At 62.8% G+C, this 16,549-nt stretch carries 16 protein-coding genes; 5 read left to right on the top strand and 11 right to left on the bottom strand.

Features of this window, described 5'->3' with window-relative positions; translation table 11 throughout:
* Positions 1 to 35: 35 nt before the first annotated feature.
* From NO934_RS05900 to NO934_RS05935, 8 genes are all read right to left on the bottom strand, one after another.
* Positions 36 to 443, bottom strand: a complete 408-nt coding sequence (locus NO934_RS05900; RefSeq protein WP_309162894.1) for a DUF6152 family protein — start codon at positions 441 to 443, stop codon at positions 36 to 38.
* 24 nt (positions 444 to 467) lie between these two features.
* Entirely contained in the window at positions 468 to 1,547 is a 1,080-nt protein-coding gene (locus NO934_RS05905; RefSeq protein ID WP_309162895.1) for a hypothetical protein, read from the bottom strand.
* Between the two features lie 112 nt (positions 1,548 to 1,659).
* Positions 1,660 to 2,166, bottom strand: a complete 507-nt coding sequence (locus NO934_RS05910; protein WP_309162896.1) for a DUF6644 family protein — start codon at positions 2,164 to 2,166, stop codon at positions 1,660 to 1,662.
* A 15-nt stretch (positions 2,167 to 2,181) separates the two neighbouring features.
* On the bottom strand, positions 2,182 to 2,676 hold the full coding sequence (locus NO934_RS05915; protein WP_309162897.1) for a hypothetical protein: 495 nt from the start codon (positions 2,674 to 2,676) through the stop codon (positions 2,182 to 2,184).
* Between the two features lie 54 nt (positions 2,677 to 2,730).
* Positions 2,731 to 3,837 (bottom strand): hypothetical protein, encoded by a 1,107-nt coding sequence (locus tag NO934_RS05920; protein ID WP_309162898.1) that lies wholly within the window; start codon positions 3,835 to 3,837, stop codon positions 2,731 to 2,733.
* A gap of 201 nt (positions 3,838 to 4,038) precedes the next feature.
* Entirely contained in the window at positions 4,039 to 5,778 is a 1,740-nt protein-coding gene (locus tag NO934_RS05925; protein ID WP_309162899.1) for an FAD-dependent monooxygenase, read from the bottom strand.
* Positions 5,779 to 5,796: 18 nt separating this feature from the next.
* The gene (locus NO934_RS05930) at positions 5,797 to 6,666 is read right to left on the bottom strand and encodes an intradiol ring-cleavage dioxygenase (RefSeq protein ID WP_309162900.1); all 870 of its coding nucleotides are present in this window, start codon (positions 6,664 to 6,666) and stop codon (positions 5,797 to 5,799) included.
* 105 nt (positions 6,667 to 6,771) lie between these two features.
* Entirely contained in the window at positions 6,772 to 7,668 is an 897-nt protein-coding gene (locus NO934_RS05935) for an AraC family transcriptional regulator (protein ID WP_309162901.1), read from the bottom strand.
* Between the two features lie 345 nt (positions 7,669 to 8,013).
* On the opposite strand from NO934_RS05935, the gene NO934_RS05940 reads away from it, so the two are divergent.
* The 5 genes from NO934_RS05940 (at position 8,014) to NO934_RS05960 (ending at position 13,455) form a co-directional block, all read left to right on the top strand.
* Complete coding sequence (locus NO934_RS05940) at positions 8,014 to 8,913, top strand: AraC family transcriptional regulator (RefSeq protein ID WP_309162902.1); 900 nt, start codon at positions 8,014 to 8,016, stop codon at positions 8,911 to 8,913.
* 224 nt (positions 8,914 to 9,137) lie between these two features.
* On the top strand, positions 9,138 to 9,626 hold the full coding sequence (locus NO934_RS05945; RefSeq protein ID WP_309162903.1) for a hypothetical protein: 489 nt from the start codon (positions 9,138 to 9,140) through the stop codon (positions 9,624 to 9,626).
* Positions 9,627 to 10,292, top strand: coding sequence for a response regulator transcription factor (locus NO934_RS05950; protein ID WP_309162904.1), 666 nt, complete (start codon positions 9,627 to 9,629; stop codon positions 10,290 to 10,292).
* Positions 10,289 to 11,620: a HAMP domain-containing sensor histidine kinase gene (locus NO934_RS05955; protein WP_309162905.1), complete on the top strand. Its 1,332-nt coding sequence runs from the start codon at positions 10,289 to 10,291 to the stop codon at positions 11,618 to 11,620. The genes NO934_RS05950 and NO934_RS05955 overlap by 4 nt, the downstream gene beginning before the upstream one ends.
* Before the next feature lie 323 nt (positions 11,621 to 11,943).
* Positions 11,944 to 13,455: a DUF6600 domain-containing protein gene (locus tag NO934_RS05960; protein WP_309162906.1), complete on the top strand. Its 1,512-nt coding sequence runs from the start codon at positions 11,944 to 11,946 to the stop codon at positions 13,453 to 13,455.
* A gap of 108 nt (positions 13,456 to 13,563) precedes the next feature.
* Here the strand turns inward: NO934_RS05960 and NO934_RS05965 are convergent, their stop codons facing one another.
* The 3 genes from NO934_RS05965 to NO934_RS05975 are packed head-to-tail and all read right to left on the bottom strand — an operon-like array spanning position 13,564 to position 16,549.
* Positions 13,564 to 14,601 carry a histidine kinase dimerization/phosphoacceptor domain -containing protein gene (locus NO934_RS05965; RefSeq protein ID WP_309162908.1) on the bottom strand — a complete coding sequence of 346 codons (1,038 nt, stop codon included), beginning with the start codon at positions 14,599 to 14,601 and terminating at the stop codon, positions 13,564 to 13,566.
* A 5-nt stretch (positions 14,602 to 14,606) separates the two neighbouring features.
* On the bottom strand, positions 14,607 to 15,053 hold the full coding sequence (locus NO934_RS05970; protein WP_309162909.1) for a response regulator: 447 nt from the start codon (positions 15,051 to 15,053) through the stop codon (positions 14,607 to 14,609).
* Positions 15,050 to 16,549 carry a CHASE3 domain-containing protein gene (locus NO934_RS05975; protein WP_309162910.1) on the bottom strand — a complete coding sequence of 500 codons (1,500 nt, stop codon included), beginning with the start codon at positions 16,547 to 16,549 and terminating at the stop codon, positions 15,050 to 15,052. Before NO934_RS05975 ends, NO934_RS05970 begins: the two co-directional genes overlap by 4 nt.

Here is a 16,549-nt window from a genome sequence, read left to right on the forward strand (position 1 = left end):
CAAACCCTCGCCGCCAGCAGCATTGCCTATGAAATTTACTCTTGGACGGGCGGCACCAGTCCATCGGTGTCGCCGAAGGTTACGCCGTCGGCTTTGATCGCACCGACGAGATGCCCGGCAGGGCGTCCGTCCCGAAGCGGGTTGGTGATGACAGTCACCATATCGCCCGGCTCCCAGTAGGTGGGCGTAACGCCTTGACGCCGCAGCCGCGAGGGATCGTCGGTTTCGAACCCCCAGGTGGTGACGCTGCCGTCCTCACCGGTGACGTCAACGTAAAGCCAGGAATGGGGATTGAGATAATCAAATTCGGTCACCACCCCCGTCAGTTCCATCTCCACCTGATCGTCGAACATGGCCGCCGAGTGATGGGCTAGCGCCGAACCAATTCCGAGGGCACCCAGTGCGGCAACACTGGCAAAGGTCATTTTCGCAAATCTTGTCATCGACGTGTTTCCTTTCGTGCGGAATTACTGCTGCGTCCAGCCAAACCAGAACTCGGGGTCGGTAAGCGGCGGCTTTTCACCCGGAGCGTATTGGCTGACGATCCCGTCTGCCGTGAAATACCAATTGGAGCCTTCAATGCAGTCCCAGGAGGTGATCCAGTGCTGATTGCGTTGCTCGGGCGTATCCTCGATCTCCTTGTAGAAGGCGACCACCGTGTGCCAAGGCTCCACGAAATCGGGAGAATACATGGTGAGCTCGACCTCTATGCGGGCATTGGGATCGGGGGTGCCGCCGAGCGTATTGGGCTCGATTCCGGAACCCTCCATATCCACGAGCCGCCAGCGCTCGACCGTTTCCATGTCGGTCTGGCGCGGCATGTTGCGTTGCAGGATGCCGTCCTTGAGCCCGGTCGTAAGGACGGTGAGAACGTCACCGTCCCAAAAGCCGGTCGAATAGCCGAGCCATTCCCCATCGGGATTGCGCCATTCCTCGGTGGGCTGCTCGCGATCGAGATAGATATGGCGCAACTGGTTGACCATCTGGCTGTACATCGCGATGCGATCGGGCTGCAGGAAGAATTCGCGATAGCCATATTCGGTAAACCAGCGCGGGAAGTTGGGCTGCAGGCAGAACGAGATCGGGTCGATAGCCGTATCGTCGAGCCATTCCTGGCTGTCGGCCATGAAAATTTCGGCCGCTTCCGGGACCAGCCGGGCGGCCATGCCCTCGCGGGTCGAGTTTCTCCCCACAATGGCAACCTCGCCGGTGCTGTTGTCGGTGCCCCAGGACCCAGTCCAGTCGGGCATGGTTTCGGCGGTGTGCTCGGTCGGGCCGCCATTGGCTTCGGCCTCTGCGAGCAGTGCGTTATAATGTGCCTCCGCGCTCTCGTAGCCGCATGGCCCTCCCGGCAGCTCGAACGAGGCCCACACTGACTTGAATTCCGTACTGGCCGAGATGCTCTGATCGGTCCCGAGATCGGGATATTGCTCGCTGAGCGGGGTACAGCCATCTGCGCTGTCGTCCTGCGCATTGGCCACATAGGCGAACCCGGTCGAGCTCAGCAACGCCATTGCGAGAGCCAGTCTTGTCGATAGATGTCGCATCGGATTCTTTCCTCCTCTTAGAACCGAATGACCCATGATGAGGAATGGCTGGCCGCCAATCCTGTAAAATTCGGTCAGTGCCCTGCACATTCCTGCAGGGCACAAGCGTGGCTCAGATGGGGATGTCGTATGCGGCAAACCCGATCCAACGACCCATCGCGATGACCCCGAACCAGAAGGCAAGCGACAGCAGACCAGCGGCTTTGCCGGCTGTGGGAACGGCCACGGACCCGTCATCCCAGCGCGCGACGGTGCGCGCGGTAATCAGCTCGAACACGAGCATGTTGATCCCCGCGAGCACGAGGAGAAGCATTTTCCAGAGAAAGAAGGTGTTGGTGACGTAGCCGGTGGCGTTGGACATGAACATCAGTCCCCCCGTGACCACGGCAATGGCAAAGCCCAGCCATGTCCAATGCAGGCAGTCGCGTGCCACCTCGGTCACGCGCCTGCTCTTGGACGCCACTCCCAGCAGACGCAAATCGACAATGGCGATGACGCCGAACACCAGGGCAATGCCGATCACGTGGATCGCTTCGATCGTGGGAAACATCCAGCCCGACCAGGCGATTTCCTGGGACATGGGCAGGTTCTGGATCCATTCTGCGGCCGCTTCGATCATGAGAGGTCCCCAGGCTCAGTAGATGAAATTGTCGACATAGGCGATGAAGCGCCCCATGACGATGATGCCGATCCAGGCGGCCAGTCCGGCAATCGTGACAAATCGCACGGGCCCCCGCCAATCGAGATCCTCCCAAAAAGCGGGATCACGCCGAAGCGATGTCTGGAAGGCCGCGGTCAGTCCCAATACGACTACCAGCAGACTCATCTTGGTCCAGAAGAAGACGTTGACCAGCGAACGCACCGGCTCGCCGATGACGAGCAGGCCTCCGGTCACCGCCAGGAAGGCGGTCCCGATCCAGACCCACGGAACATACCGGCGCACCGTCTGAGTCATTGTCTGACTGGTTCCTGTCAGGCCGAGAATCCGGGCGCTCATCATGAAGACCGAGCCGAACACAAGCGCCAGTGCGACGATGTGGAAAGTCTGCAGCCAGGGAATGATCCACGTGACTTGCGCGATCGTGCGGCTCAGCCCGGTGCCGCTGATCGCTTGGGCAAAGGCGTCCATAGGACCTCCAAGCAAGAACCCGGCAGCGAGATGGAAGCTGCCGGGCGGACCACGCTATTGTTCGAGGATTGTCCAATCAGCCGGCAGCTCGGCGCCGTCCGAAAGGTGAGCGATAATGGGCAGAAGCACCTGGGTAGCGAGTTCGCCGCTGTTGGTGTCGCTCATCATGAAATGTCCGCCGCCCTGAAAGCCGATATCGGCCATCTGGATGAATTTGGCGTCGACGCCCATCTGTTCGAGTTGGCGCACCGCGCAGGCGAATTGTTCATCGGACTGGTTGCCGTGCTCGGACCGGATGATGACTATGGGAATGTCGGCAAGCGAAACATTGGTGCTCACCGCATCTTCCGGCTGCATCTGGCACCCGTCCACCTCCACCGGCGTGAAATCGTCGGCCAGCGCCGGCTCCCAGTTCGCGGCGGCGATGTTGTCTTCGCTGAGCAGATCGACGCCGCCCTCATAGATCAACACTCCGCCCACGGTTCCCTCTGGAGCGCCGATGGCTGCTGCCAGCGTCGAGGCAACCCCTGCTGAATGCCCGAACAGGATCGCCGGGCCGACTTTCTCGGCCAGTTCGATAATGTTTCGCGTCGCATAGGCGTTGCCGCCATAAGGTCCGCCGGGGGAGCCCGCGAGCCAGCTGATCACCCCCTGGTTTTCGGGATTGGCCTCGACCCACGCCTCGCGGCTCCATTCTCCTTCCACCGGATTGGCGTCAGGCCAATGTTCGGAGGATGCAAGTCCGGCGATCAGCGAATAGGGCGGCTGGCCGACCGCGCCTTCCTCATAGCCGGGATCGGCCGGCGAACGGCCGAGGCCAGGGCGGTCGATCCAATATGTCGCGACCCCATTGGCCATCATGTAGCTCGCCCAGCCATCGCGCCCGTCCACCGTGGTCAGCCAGTCGGCCGCCTGACCGCCGCCGCCATGAATAAGGATCACCGGCATGGTGACCGTCTGGTCCGCCGGCAGGCCGAACCCGACCCAGCTCTGCCCGATGACGTCGATATTGCCGTCTTCAGCCGTCTCATAGTCGACGCCAACGAAAAACCCGCCGAACTGGCTCAGCGTCAGCGGTCCGGCTTCGCCGAAGGCCAAGGCCGGAGACGCGATTGCCGTCGTCCCCATCATCAAAAGCGCAAGCGCGCCGAACTTTTTCATAACCATCCCCTCCCGGTGGCACACAAGAGCCTCGCCCACTTTCATTGGCGGCAAGACATGCGGGCAATTCTTGGAGGTATTCCAACGCCAGTCCTGCAAAAAACCCGCACCCCGTGGGTGGTTTTTCGACGGCGCGCGCGGGAGAGGGCCACAACCGAAAACCCCGCCGAGACGCCGGCGGGGTTTTCATATTTGCGATAATCAGCGGCCGAGAATGGCGACGAGGACCCGTCTCAATTCGCTAATCGGGTCCGCGGGCAGCGCCGTGCTTCGCCAGGCGATAAAATGGTCCGGCCGCACCAGAATCGCGCCATGGTCCTCGATTTCCCGGCTGCGCGACCAGTCGCCGTAATTGTCTTGGTAATCCTGCTCGGGACCGATCGAGACGACGTCGATCGCCAAGTCCAGCTCGGCACCGACCGTTCGGGCCGCTTCCGACCAGGGATCGCCCCCGATACCGGTCAGAAGGGTGAATTTGCCGTGTCCGGTGACGTCGAGGGTCGAGATATCCCTGCCGTTCTTTTCGATCCAGGCATGGGGCAGCCGGGCACCGGGAAATGCCGATGGCTGAAAGACGAGTTCGGGGTCCTCGGTAAAACCGGGCAGCGGGGCGTCATCGGTGATAACGGCCGCCGATTGGTAGCGCTGGTTCATCTCGACCCCATGAGCATCGAACTCGTAGCGCTTGAACGCTATGGCGTCACGCAACGCCTTGCGCCGCTCGCGGCCTTCCTCGGTGTTCTCCTTGCGCGACTGCATGTTGGCCAGCATGACGTCGGGGTCGGTGGTGTCGAGAAGGCCCAGAGATTTGAAGATCGGTGCTGTTTCGCTGATAGATTTGTTGGCCCGATCGACGATCTGCTTGCCGATCGGCGAGCGCTCGGCGGTATAGGTATCGAGCAGCGCGGGTGCGGCCGTGCCCCGAACGACCAGGGCGAGTTTCCAGGCAAGGTTGAATGCGTCCTGGATCGAGGTGTTCGAGCCCAGGCCATTGGAAGGCGGGTGCCGGTGCACCGCGTCACCCATGCAAAAGACACGGCCCCTGGAATATTCCCGCGCGCTCATGTGGTTGACCGTCCAGGCGGAGACCGACGTGATTTCCACCGGAACCGTATCGTCTCCGATCAGAGCATGGGCCACGCCGCGCGCATAATCTTCGGTGATTTCGGGCTGTTCGTCATTGATGTCATATCCCCATACGATCAGCCATTCGTTCCAGGGGCGAACCATGCGCACAAGCCCCATCCCGATGCCGCCGACATCTGAACCGGGCTGCAATACCCAGTAGAGGACCGAGGGCCGGTGAGCGACATATCGGGCAAGGTCGGCCTTGAAGACGATATTGATGGAGCCGCCCACACCCATCTTGCCTTCCATGGGCAGGCCGATATCCTCGGCAACCTTGGAGCGCCCGCCATCGGCCCCGATCAGATATTTGGCCCGGATTTGGTAAGTTTCCCCAGTCACCCGGTCGCGCACCGTCGCGGTCACCCCGTTTTCGTCCTGCTCCAGCGCAAGGTATTCGGTCGATAGTCGCGCCTTGGTGCCACGCGCACAGGCCGCGCCGAACAAGATCGGCTCGAGAAAGGTTTGCGGCAGGTCGACCATTTCGGTGGGACTGGCGATCCGATGCCGCGCATTGGAGAAATAGTCCGAGCCCCAGCCGCGCAGACGCCCCAGTTCCTCGCCAGCAAGCGAAGTGCAAAAAACCGTGTTGCCCATTAGCCGATTGGGCGTCGCATAGAGCATCGCATCGCCTTCAAGTCCCAGATCGCGCAGCACCTCCATGGTCCGCTGGTTGGTTATATGCGCGCGCGGGGTATCGGCCAGCCAGCGGTATTTGGTGACCAGGACATTGTCGATGCCATAGCTCGAAAGGAGGGCTGCGGCGGCAGAGCCGGCAGGGCCGCTCCCCACGATGAGGATTTCTGTTTCCAGCATTGTTCTTGTACTCTTAGGTTATGCAGCGGGCTTGAGGCCGAACGCATGATCGAGCCGCATCCATTGGCCCGCTTGAGGTTTGCCGGAGGCTGCCGGGGGAGTGCCCTGCCCTTCGACCAGAGTAACGATCAGCGATTGCTTGACGCCGAACACCGCGTCGCTGTCGAGGTAGGGATCGCCCTCGATGAAAAGGTGCGTCACGAGCTTTTCATATCCCTCGTGACCGATCATGAAATGGATATGGGCGGGCCGGTAAGGATGGCGCCTGGTCGCGGCGAGCATATCGCCCACCGGGCCGTCGGCGGGAATGGGATAGTATTTGGGCACTATGGTCCAGAAACTGACCTTGCCGTTCTCGTCTGCGATGAAGCGGGCACGCAGGTTGGGGTCCTCGCCCGGCTTCTGAACGTCGTAATAGCCATCGTCGTCCGACTGCCACACATCGACGACGGCGCCGGGCAGAGGCGTGCCATCGGGACCGTTGACGGTCGCCGTGACATAGAGCGGAGTGCCGCTTTCACCACCCGAGATATCGGCATCGGACGGTTTGATCGGCGGATTCTGGACGTAAAAGGGTCCGAGAACCGTAGTCTCGGTCGCCCCGGCCGGCATCCGATGGTTGATCGCATCGACCAGCATGGAAATGCCCAGCGTGTCCGACAGCAGGATGAACTCCTGCCGCTTGTCGCTGCAGATCTGTCCGACCCGGGTAAGATACTCGATCGCCACCAGCCATTCATCCTGGGTCAGTTCCACCTCCCGGACGAACTGGTGAGCATGCCGCACCAGGGCCTGCATGATCTGCCGCAGCCTGGGGTCGGGCGTATCGGCGAACCGCTCCACGACGGCGTCGGTAATCGAATGCTCGTTGAAATCGCGAGTAGACATCCGTTCTCCTTCCACATTTGCGGAAAAGATTAGGATGTGGCCCAAGGGCAAGCCTGCATGAATTGCTCTCCACCTGCAAAATCCGAGCAGATGCAGCGAATTTATTCAGCGATATCTCGATCGCCGCCATGCCGCGGGGGTCGTATTGAATCTGCGCCTGAACAGCCGCGTCAGGTGCTCCTGATGGGAAAATCCGCAATCGAGCGCGATGGTGGCGATGCGGTCACCGGTCTGTTCGAGCAGCTCGCGCGCCAGATCGAGGCGCATGTCGATGAGATAGGCGTGCGGCGCCTTGCCGAGCTGCTCGCGGAATTGCCGGCTCAGGTAGCTGGGGCTCCGGCCCGCCGCGGCGGCCACATCGGCAAGGCTGATCGGCTGCTCGATATGGGCGCGCATATAATCGAGTGCGCGCGTGAGATCGGGCCGGTTTGCCTCGGACCGGGCTTGCTTGAACTTGGCGCCCGAATAGCGCCGCACCAGATGAGCCGCCAGGGCGCGGGCCAGATAGTCGATATAGATCGGCGTCGCCGCATCCCTCGCCTCCAGCGCGAAACGCACCGCCTCCATGAGGTTTTCGAGCATGGGATCCTGATCGGCGATATCGGCGGGTATCTCCACGAGCGCCGGGTCCCCGGCGACCAGATCAGCCGCGATCTCCTCGATGACGGACCGGCGCAGATAGACGTGGATGGTGTCGAGAGCGCCATACAACCGCACCGAGAACGGCATCCCACCCGGATGCATGTGCACGCCCCCTCGCGGCACCAGATGCGCCTTGGGACGCCCCGTGTCGTAGCGGTCGAGCGTAACCGGACCGCTGCGATGCAGCACCAGGAGCTGGTCCCTGACCGGCGGGAAATGACCTTCGAAGGGAAGCTCGGTCTGCGCCGACGCATAGAGCGCACGCCAATCGTGTCCGTCGCTCGATACGCGGCCGCGGTTGCCGCCGCGCGTAACGATCCCGTGCGTTTCCTCCTCAAGAAAAGGCACTTTGGTAAACATCTGCCATTCCCTCCCTCCTATGCAGGTTTTCCTGCCGCCACGGGCGAGGCCATCCCCTATCGGGGCAAAAACAGCTCCAGCAGGCGCGATTTTCGCAGGACAGGAACCATTTTGTGCAGATCGGCATCACGATCATGCAGGCGGGGCGTTCACAATCGCGATAATCTTTCAGGTTGCTGGCAGGACTCTTTGGGAGGAGTAGCCCCGTGCGGCGAAATCATTGTTTTGCTCACCCGCCCGTTCGAGCGAACGCGCGTTCCAAACGAGCATTATTCCTGCGATTGGCAGGCAATTCCGCCACACCCCCGCACGGCTGGCAGGCTCCCGCGCCAACGGGAGATACGCATGCGCATACGCACTTTCGGCGCTGACGAAACTCACGGCATGGTCTTTCGGCCCAGCGTCGAAGGGCAGATAACCAGCAACGCGCTCGGCTGGACCACCATGTTCGCCTCTGCACAGCGCGAGTTGCCCTATGAGGGCGCCTTTCCCGCGGTCAGGGACCAACTGCTTGTCTGGCACCATGACGGCCCGGCCGTCATCCAGGGCGAGGGGGGAGACAAGCGCTTCTGCCGCGCCGTTCCTGCTGGCGGAATTCACCTCATCCCCGGCGGAGCCGATTTCAAGATCAATCTGCGCAATCCCCTAAGCACGACTCATATCTATCTGCGCCGTTCGGTCATCGAGGAGGTTGCCGCCGACATCGCGAGGGGCGATCCCGCTCTCGTCGAGATATCGCCGCACCTGTTCGATCGCGAGAACATGCTGGCCAACCTGCTGTACCCACTGGATCGCGCCTTGCGCGAAGGCAATGCGACGACGGCGTTCGGGGTCGACTATCTGTCCTTATCGATCGCCGCTCATCTCATCCGGCTCTACTCGAACGCCGCCATAGTGCGGTCGGCGCGCGAGCGCTCGGCACCGGTATCGACCACCGATCGCGCCATCGAGTTCATGCGCGCCCACCTTCATGAACCCATTGGACTCACCGAAATTGCGGCGGCGGTGAACCTGAGCTCCAGTCAACTCTCAAGAGTATTCAAGTCGTGCCTGGGAAGCCCTCCGCACCGCTTTCTCATCAACATGCGGGTACAGCAGGCCCAGCGTCTGCTCAAATCGAGCGACCTGCCGATAGCCGAGATCGCGCTCGAATGTGGGTTTTCCCATCAGGAGCACCTCACCCACCAATTTCGCCGCGTATGCAGAACCACGCCCGCGGCCTACCGCCGCGATTGTCGCTCTTGAGCAAAATCGGCAAGGGGCAGGCACGATCGGCAGCGGCGGATCTCGGGAAATGTAGGGGTGACACCGCTGCGGCGGGGGTGATGTGTTAACAATGCAGCGGCGTCACCCTTGTCCTGGGCGGTATGCGGTACCGTCAGGATATGGGAACACTAGCAAGCGGCAAAGGACCCTTGGCGGACCGGGACGTCAGCAAATTGTCAGGTTTGCTTCCTTAAACTCGACCGATGAAACGACGATTCTTGATCTCCGCCGCGCTGGCCGTTGCCTTGATACCCGGCGTCGCCATGGCGCAGGGCCGGTCGGCGGAAAACGCTCCCGATACGCCTCCTGGGCAGGACAACCGGCCCGACACCCCGCCCGGGCTCGAAGACCGGGACTCCCCGCCCGGCATCGATAACCGTCCGGACACGCCCGGGGGACAAGGCAACCGTCCCGGGCCGGGACCGGAAAATCCCACCGCTGGGGAAAACCCGTCAGGACCGGGCTCTTCGAACGAGGATAGTGCGCTCGAAGCTGTGCGGAGCGGCCGGGCCGTGCCGTTCGACCGGGTTCTCTCCCAGGCGCAAAGCGCGACGGGCGGAGAGTTGATCGACACGCAGCTCCTGACGGTGGATGGATTTCTGCTCTACGAATTGCGCATGCTGCGGCCAGATGGAACCGTCGACCGGCTCTATTATTATGCCAGCACGGGAAATCGTGTGACGACGAGATAGATGCGCGCCCTGGTGGTTGAAGACGACGCCCGCATTGCGGCAACCCTTGATGCCGCCCTGTCGTCGGCAGGCTTGGCCGTGACGTGCCGGGCCGACGGCGAAGAGGCGTGGTTTCTGGCCGGCACCGAACCGTTCGACATCATCGTTCTCGATCTGGGCCTGCCGGGGCTCGACGGCATGACGCTGCTCAAGCGCTGGCGCAGCGAAGGCGTGATGACGCCCGTCATCATCCTTACAGCCCGCAGCCACTGGGCCGAACGCGTGGACGGCATCGAAGCGGGGGCCGATGACTATCTTGTCAAGCCCTTCCGCCCCGAGGAACTGCTGGCACGCCTGAGGGCCATCATCAGGCGCTCGTCGGGCCATGCTACCTCGCGGATCGAGATCGAGGACCTGGTGATCGATACACGCATGAAAGAGGTGACCCGGGGGGGCGTGCCGATCCCCATGCCGCCGCAGGAATACAGGCTCCTCACCTATCTCGCCCACAAGGCCGGCAGCGTGGTCTCCCAGCTCGAACTGACCGAGCATCTTTATGCGCAGGATTTCATGCGCGATTCCAATTCCATCGAAAAACTGGTCGGCCGCGTGCGCAAGCGCCTGGGCAATGACGTGATCAAGACCCGGCGGGGTTTCGGCTATTTCGTCGAAAGCCCGGACGCATGAAAGCCATATCCCTACGCTGGCGTCTGCTGCTCGGCGCGGCGGTATGGATCGGGCTGGCGCTCGTGGCGCTGGGGCTTCTCATGGTGCAATTGTTTCGCACCCATGTCGAAGCCTCCACCGAACTCGACCTCAACGCCAGCCTCAACCGTCTCGTGGCGCAGATCGATCCGGCCGGCCTGGCAGCATTTGAACAGCCGCTTTCCGATCCCCGGTATGACCTGCCTTATGGCGGGCTTTACTGGCAGGTCGAGGACGTGCAAAGGGGCGAGGTCATCCGGTCCCCCTCTCTGTTCGATTTCGTGCTCGCCCCCGATGCGGCGGCCGATGCTGCCTTGCAGACCCTGCCCGGCCCCGCCGAAACGGATCTCCTGGCGCTCAGCCGGCAGGTCAGCATCGAGGATCGCCCATTCCGGGTGACCATTGCCGAGGACAGCGCCGAAATCGACCAGGCCATCCGAGGGTTCGCGTCGGAGACGGCTATCGCTTTGGCGCTGGGATGGCTGGCCCTCCTTCTGGCCGCCGTTTTGCAGGTGCGATTAGGGCTTGCCCCGCTTCAGCGCATCAGGCGCGGCCTCAAGGACGTGCAGGCGGGACGCACCGAAACGCTTCAGGGCTTTTTTCCTCCGGAGGTCGATCCGCTTGTGGCGCAGGTCAATACCATGCTGGCCGAGCAGCGGGCTTCGCTCGAATTCGCCCGTGCCCGCGCTTCCGATCTCGCCCACGGGCTCAGGACGCCGCTCTCGGCATTGCAGGCGACGGCGGACAGGTTGCGAAAACTGGGCGACGCGGAAGAAGCGCAGGCGGTGGAAGAACTATGCGAGGCGATGACCGACCGCATCGAATACCAGCTTCGGCTTACCCAATTGCGGCTGCGATCGGACGCGGGCGCGGCCAGCACATCCATGGCGAGGCCCATAGAGCAGGCGATCTCGGTGCTGCGCAAGACCAGCCGGGGCGAAGTCTTGCACTGGGAGATCGATTGCCCGGACAATATCGAAGTCCGGCTGGACCAGCATGACCTCATTGAGCTGATCGGCGTGCTGCTCGAAAATGCCGTCCGGCACGCGGGCACGCGGGTGCGGGCCAGCGGCAGGCGCATCCCGGGCCAGGCGGTGCTGTCCATCGCCGACGATGGGCCGGGCATGACCCCAGCGCAGATGAAAACCGCTCAAAGCCGTGGCGTCCGCCACGACGAGACCGGATCGGGCGCCGGGCTGGGATTGGCGATCGCCGCCGACATCGCCCGCATCAACGGCGGTTCGCTTGAGGTTGCAGCCAGCGACCTCGGCGGGATCGAGGTGGTCGTCACCCTTCCGCTGGCATCATGAGTGATTGGCCGGGCGGCCGGCTGAACCAATTTCCGTGGCACGCATTGGTTGGGAGGGGGTGAGCACGGAGAAACGCCATGCTGCGCCCAACACTGCTGATCGGCCTTTATGCGGCCGCCATGCTGACATTTGCGGCCGCTTACTCGACGGTTCCGCTTTGAGCGACAAGAGACGGCCGCCGCTGTCCTCCCCAGGCGAGCCGCCTCTTGTCCCTTTCTTTCATGCATCGCGTGCCTGCCGGACACTAACGCGGGATTGGCCGGGGAACCGTCTTTGGCACTGCCCGTTCTGCTGCTGCGGGGGAGTCAGAGGAGATGACTCTCATGACGATCAAGTCAAAACTGTTGAGCGGCATAGCGGCTGCCTCTCTTGCGCTTGCCACCGGGCTTTCGCCCGCCCCCATGCTGGGCGTAACCGCTGCCCAGGCCCAAGGGGTAAGCGTCGATTTCAACCTGTTCTTCAATGAACTTGAGCCACACGGTATCTGGGTCAGACACCCGCAATATCGCTATGTGTGGTGCCCCAGCGGGGTCGATGCCGGCTGGGCGCCCTATACGGTCGGCCGGTGGTTGTACCTGGCCGATTATGGCTGGTATTTCGCCTCGGACGAGCCCTATGCTTGGGCAGTCTATCACTATGGCCGCTGGTATGACGATGACCGGCTCGGCTGGTGTTGGGTGCCCGGCACCACATGGGCTCCGGCCTGGGTTTCCTGGCGCCGTGGCGACGATGTGATCGGCTGGGCTCCCTTGCGCCCCGAACGCGAAGGCTTCCAGGTCAGCGTGGAGATCAGTTCCGGCGAAGTGCCCGAGGATGATTGGTTCTTCGTTCCCGTCAGGTCCTTCATCGAGCCCGATCTGCGCGTCGAGATCGTTTTCGGCGAAGACGAGCCGGAATTTTTCGAACGGACCGAGTTCGTGGGCCCTGTCGTCGTTCAGAACAACGTGGTCGTGAACAACGTCATCGAAGTCAACTATATCGAACAGCAGATCAACCAGGAGATCATCGTCTACGAAACCGCCGAACTCGAAGAACCCACGGCGGCGACCGTTGATACCCAAGCCAACACCGTGCAGATTTTCGCGCCCCAGATCGAAGAGCCAACCGAAGAGGCCGCCCCGGCCGAAGCGGTAGAGCCCGAAGAAGCGGCAGCCGAAATCGAAGCGGGGGCCGGCGCGACGGTCGAAGGCGAACAACCTCCCGAAGGTGAACAGCCGGCAGAGGGCGAAGAACCTGCCCAGGGTGAAGAACCCGCCGCACCGGCTGAAGGCGAACAGCCTGCCGAAGCCGAGCAGCCCGCCGATGTGGAGGCCGAAGCCGAGGCCGAGGCGGAGGCTGGTGCTGAAGCGGAGGTTGTGACCGAGGAACCGGCTGCTGGCGAAGAACCGCTCTGCCCGCCCGAGGCGATGGTCGACGGCGTCTGCCCGCCCGAAACCACCGAGGGCGGTGAAGCAGAGCAGCCCGCTCCGGCCGACGCGGCAGCACCTGCCGAAGAACCGGCAGCCCCTGTCGAAGAGCCGGCGCCCGTCGAGGAACCCGCTCCCGCTGAAGAGCCCGCGCCTGTAGAGGAGACCGCTCCGGCAGAAGAGCCGGCAATGCCTGCAGAGGAACCCGCTCCGGCGCCTGAACCCGCGCCCGCGCAGGAGCCGGCCCCGGCTCCAGAGCCAGCCCCGGCGGAAGAGCCCGCTCCGACCGAGGAACCCGCTGCTCCCGAGCAGGTAGCCCCGGAAGAGCAACCGGCTCCCGAGGAAGCTCTCCCTGGTTGTCCGCCGGAATTCGTGGTCGATGGTCAATGCATGATGGGGGAAGCCCCGGCGGAAGCACCGGCGCAATAATCGCCACCTCGCGCAGCCAGTTCGGCCGGAGAGATGTTCTCCCTGGCCGAACTGGACCGTCCGGGCACCGCCCGGCTATTGGTTTGCCCTGCCCGGCAATTCAAAAGCTTAGATTTCGATCTGCAGCCGTGCCCGCGTGCCGCGCGCCACATTCTCGTAGGCCAGCGTCGCACCGAGGCCGCTGGCCGTCGCGGCGATGACGCGGGAGCCGACGCCGGTACCGTGGATCTTGCCCTCACCCATCCAGCCGATACCGTCGTCCTCGACGACGATCTCGATCTTGCCCGGCTCGATCTGGCTCGCCTTCACCCGGATTTCTCCCGCCTCGCGATCGCGATAGGCGTATTTGGCCGCGTTGGTCACCAATTCGTTGACGATCACCCCAACCGAGACCGCCTTGTCGGTGGGCAAGCGCAACGGTTCGGCCAAAAGCCGGATATCGGCCGCCGAACCGTCGAGGCTCATGGTCGCCTGGATGTCACTGGCAAGGTTGCCCAGATAGGCATCGATCTCGACGAACCGGACATCGTCGGTGGTGTAGAGACGCTTGTGAATTCCCGCGATCGCCGAGATCCGCCCCTGGGTCTCGGCAAGCGCTTCCTTGGCCGCCGGGTCGGTCACCGCCGACATCTGCAGGCGCACCAGCGCCGCCACCAGCGCCAGGGAGTTGGCGACGCGGTGATTGACCTCGGCAAGCGCCAGTTCGGCCCGCTCCCGGGCCTCGCGCATCTCGCGTTCGGCCCGCTCGCGCGCCTTGCGCAGCCGCGAGGTCTCGATCGCCTGCTCGATGGCGTTGCTCAAAAGCTCGAGAAAATCCTCGCCCACCGTCTTGAGCACATAATCCGCCGCCCCCGCCTTGAGCGCGGCCACCGCGATCGCCGCCTCCGTCGATCCCGTGACATAGACGACGGGCGGCGAATCCTCGCGCGCCGCGACCTCTTCGAGCATGGCGAGCCCGGTGCGATCGGCCAGATAATGGTCGAGCACCAGAACGTCGATGTCGCCGTCCTTCAATCGCTCCAGCCCGTCATCGGCGCCGGTGACGTGGATGATGTCGCGCCCCTGCCGGCCCAGCACCTTTTGCACAAGGCGCCCGAGCGCGGGATCGTCATCGATATAAAGAATCTTGGCGGGGGTGTTCGGCATTTGCCCTATGCGGTCTCCGGAACCTGCATCACCGAGAAGAACAATCCCAGTTGGCGGATGGCGTTGGCAAAGCCGTCATAGTCGACAGGCTTGGTGATATAGACATTGGCGCCCAGATCGTAGCAGCGCTGGATTTCTCGCTCGTCGTCGGTGGTGGTCAGGACCACCACGGGGGTGCGCTTGGTGTGGATGTTGGCCTTGACCTTTTCCAGGATCGCCACGCCCGTGGTGTCGGGCAGGTTGAGGTCGAGCAGGATGAGCAGGTGCCGATGGGTGCTCACTTCTCCCGATCCGTCCGGCCCGAACAGATATTCGAGCGCATCGGTGCCGTTGACGAAGGGGATGATCTCGTTGTTGACACCGGCGCGCCGGATGTTCTTTTCGATGAGCCGCGCATGGCCCTCATCGTCTTCGATCATCAGGATGGTGACGGGTTTTGCATCGACACTCATGATAAAGCCTTGCTCCTAGCAATAACGCGCAGGTCGGGCGCGATGATCACCGTGAACGTGGTTCCGTGATCGCGATTGGATTGTAATTCGATATCGCCGCCGAGATTGCGGGCCATGATGCGCACATGCGCCAGCCCGATGCCTTCGCCCGGAACGGTTTGATTGCCCGAGCGGCGGAACAGCTCGAACACGCGTTCGTGGTCTTCGGGCGCAATGCCACGGCCATTGTCCCGCACATCGATGATAATGCGGCCGTCGCGTTCCTGCCGTCCCTTTACGGCAATGTCTATCGGACGGTCCGGATGCCTGTACTTTATGGCATTATCGAGAAGGTTGCCCAAAATCTGCTCCAATGCCAGCCGATCGGAAAATACCGGTGGCGTGGCGACGTCGATGGTGACCTCCCCGCCCGTCTCGTCGATCTGATGCCTGACCGCAGACACCGCCCCCTCCACCAGTTCGGCAAGATCGAGTCGTTCCGATTTGAGTTCGCGTCGTCCCTCGCGCGAAATCTTTAAGATCGCATTGATGAGCCCGTCCATCTTGCGCGTCGAGGAGCGGATGAACCCGATCGCTTCGGGCAGGTCTTCCTGCGCGGTCTGGCGCGCCTCGGCGAGCACGGGATCGTCTGGGTTTTCCCCATGGCTTTCCACCAGCGCGTTGATCGGCCCGAGGGCAGCTTCGAGCTCGGAGGTAAAGCCCATGATGTTGACGAGCGGCGCACGCAGGTCGTGGGTGACGATATAGGCGAAGCGCTGCACCTCTTCATTGGCCCGGCGCAGGTCGACCGTCCGCTCGGCGACCCTTTTCTCGAGGTCTCGGTTGAGCATTTCCACTTCGTCGCGGGCCGTGTCCAGTTCGCGGGTATAGCGCAGCACCACCCAGGCCGCGCCCCCGACCACGCCCACGATCACCAGCGCGCCGATCAGGGCGATGATGCGCAGGGCGTTCGCCGCCCCGCGCTGCTCGATGACGCCGTTGAAGATGCGCATATCGGATGTTTCGATTACCGAATCGAGCACCTGCCGGATGCGGCTCATGATCGCTTCGCCCGCATCCGTCCGCACGATGGCGATGGCTTGCCCGATCTCTCCCGCGCCGGCCAATTCGATTGTCCTTGCCAGTTCGGTCCGCTTAGTATCGATATCGCTGCTCAGGGCCTGGAGCGGCTCCTCGGTCTGCGGGAACTCCGCGAGCGAGGCGACCAGCCGATTATAGGCGCCCTCGATGGCGCCCACCGCGGCCTCGTAAGGCTCCAGATAGGACGGATCGAGTGTCAGCAGATAGCCGCGCTGTCCCGATTGCGCGTCCTGGAGCAGGTTGCGCAATTCGACGGCCGCCCCGCGCGCCTCGCGGGCCTGCACGACCTCCTCGAAATAGACCTGGGTACGCTCGACGAGCCATATCGTCGTCCCCACGATGCCGATCAGCGCGAGGACGCCGACAATAATAAGGGCAAGGCTGACCCGGGCGAAGCCCTTCGACGAAATCGGCAT

This window comes from Pelagibacterium sp. H642, from assembly GCF_031202855.1.
Lineage (GTDB): Bacteria > Pseudomonadota > Alphaproteobacteria > Rhizobiales > Devosiaceae > Pelagibacterium.

Coding starts and splice junctions, on each gene's coding strand:
- NO934_RS05900 (WP_309162894.1), bottom strand. CDS start 443: ATGACAAGATTTGCGAAAATGACCTTTGCCAGTGTTGCCGCACTGGGT.
- NO934_RS05905 (WP_309162895.1), bottom strand. CDS start 1,547: ATGCGACATCTATCGACAAGACTGGCTCTCGCAATGGCGTTGCTGAGC.
- NO934_RS05910 (WP_309162896.1), bottom strand. CDS start 2,166: ATGATCGAAGCGGCCGCAGAATGGATCCAGAACCTGCCCATGTCCCAG.
- NO934_RS05915 (WP_309162897.1), bottom strand. CDS start 2,676: ATGGACGCCTTTGCCCAAGCGATCAGCGGCACCGGGCTGAGCCGCACG.
- NO934_RS05920 (WP_309162898.1), bottom strand. CDS start 3,837: ATGAAAAAGTTCGGCGCGCTTGCGCTTTTGATGATGGGGACGACGGCA.
- NO934_RS05925 (WP_309162899.1), bottom strand. CDS start 5,778: ATGCTGGAAACAGAAATCCTCATCGTGGGGAGCGGCCCTGCCGGCTCT.
- NO934_RS05930 (WP_309162900.1), bottom strand. CDS start 6,666: ATGTCTACTCGCGATTTCAACGAGCATTCGATTACCGACGCCGTCGTG.
- NO934_RS05935 (WP_309162901.1), bottom strand. CDS start 7,668: ATGTTTACCAAAGTGCCTTTTCTTGAGGAGGAAACGCACGGGATCGTT.
- NO934_RS05940 (WP_309162902.1), top strand. CDS start 8,014: ATGCGCATACGCACTTTCGGCGCTGACGAAACTCACGGCATGGTCTTT.
- NO934_RS05945 (WP_309162903.1), top strand. CDS start 9,138: ATGAAACGACGATTCTTGATCTCCGCCGCGCTGGCCGTTGCCTTGATA.
- NO934_RS05950 (WP_309162904.1), top strand. CDS start 9,627: ATGCGCGCCCTGGTGGTTGAAGACGACGCCCGCATTGCGGCAACCCTT.
- NO934_RS05955 (WP_309162905.1), top strand. CDS start 10,289: ATGAAAGCCATATCCCTACGCTGGCGTCTGCTGCTCGGCGCGGCGGTA.
- NO934_RS05960 (WP_309162906.1), top strand. CDS start 11,944: ATGACGATCAAGTCAAAACTGTTGAGCGGCATAGCGGCTGCCTCTCTT.
- NO934_RS05965 (WP_309162908.1), bottom strand. CDS start 14,601: ATGCCGAACACCCCCGCCAAGATTCTTTATATCGATGACGATCCCGCG.
- NO934_RS05970 (WP_309162909.1), bottom strand. CDS start 15,053: ATGAGTGTCGATGCAAAACCCGTCACCATCCTGATGATCGAAGACGAT.
- NO934_RS05975 (WP_309162910.1), bottom strand. CDS start 16,549: ATGCCGATTTCGTCGAAGGGCTTCGCCCGGGTCAGCCTTGCCCTTATT.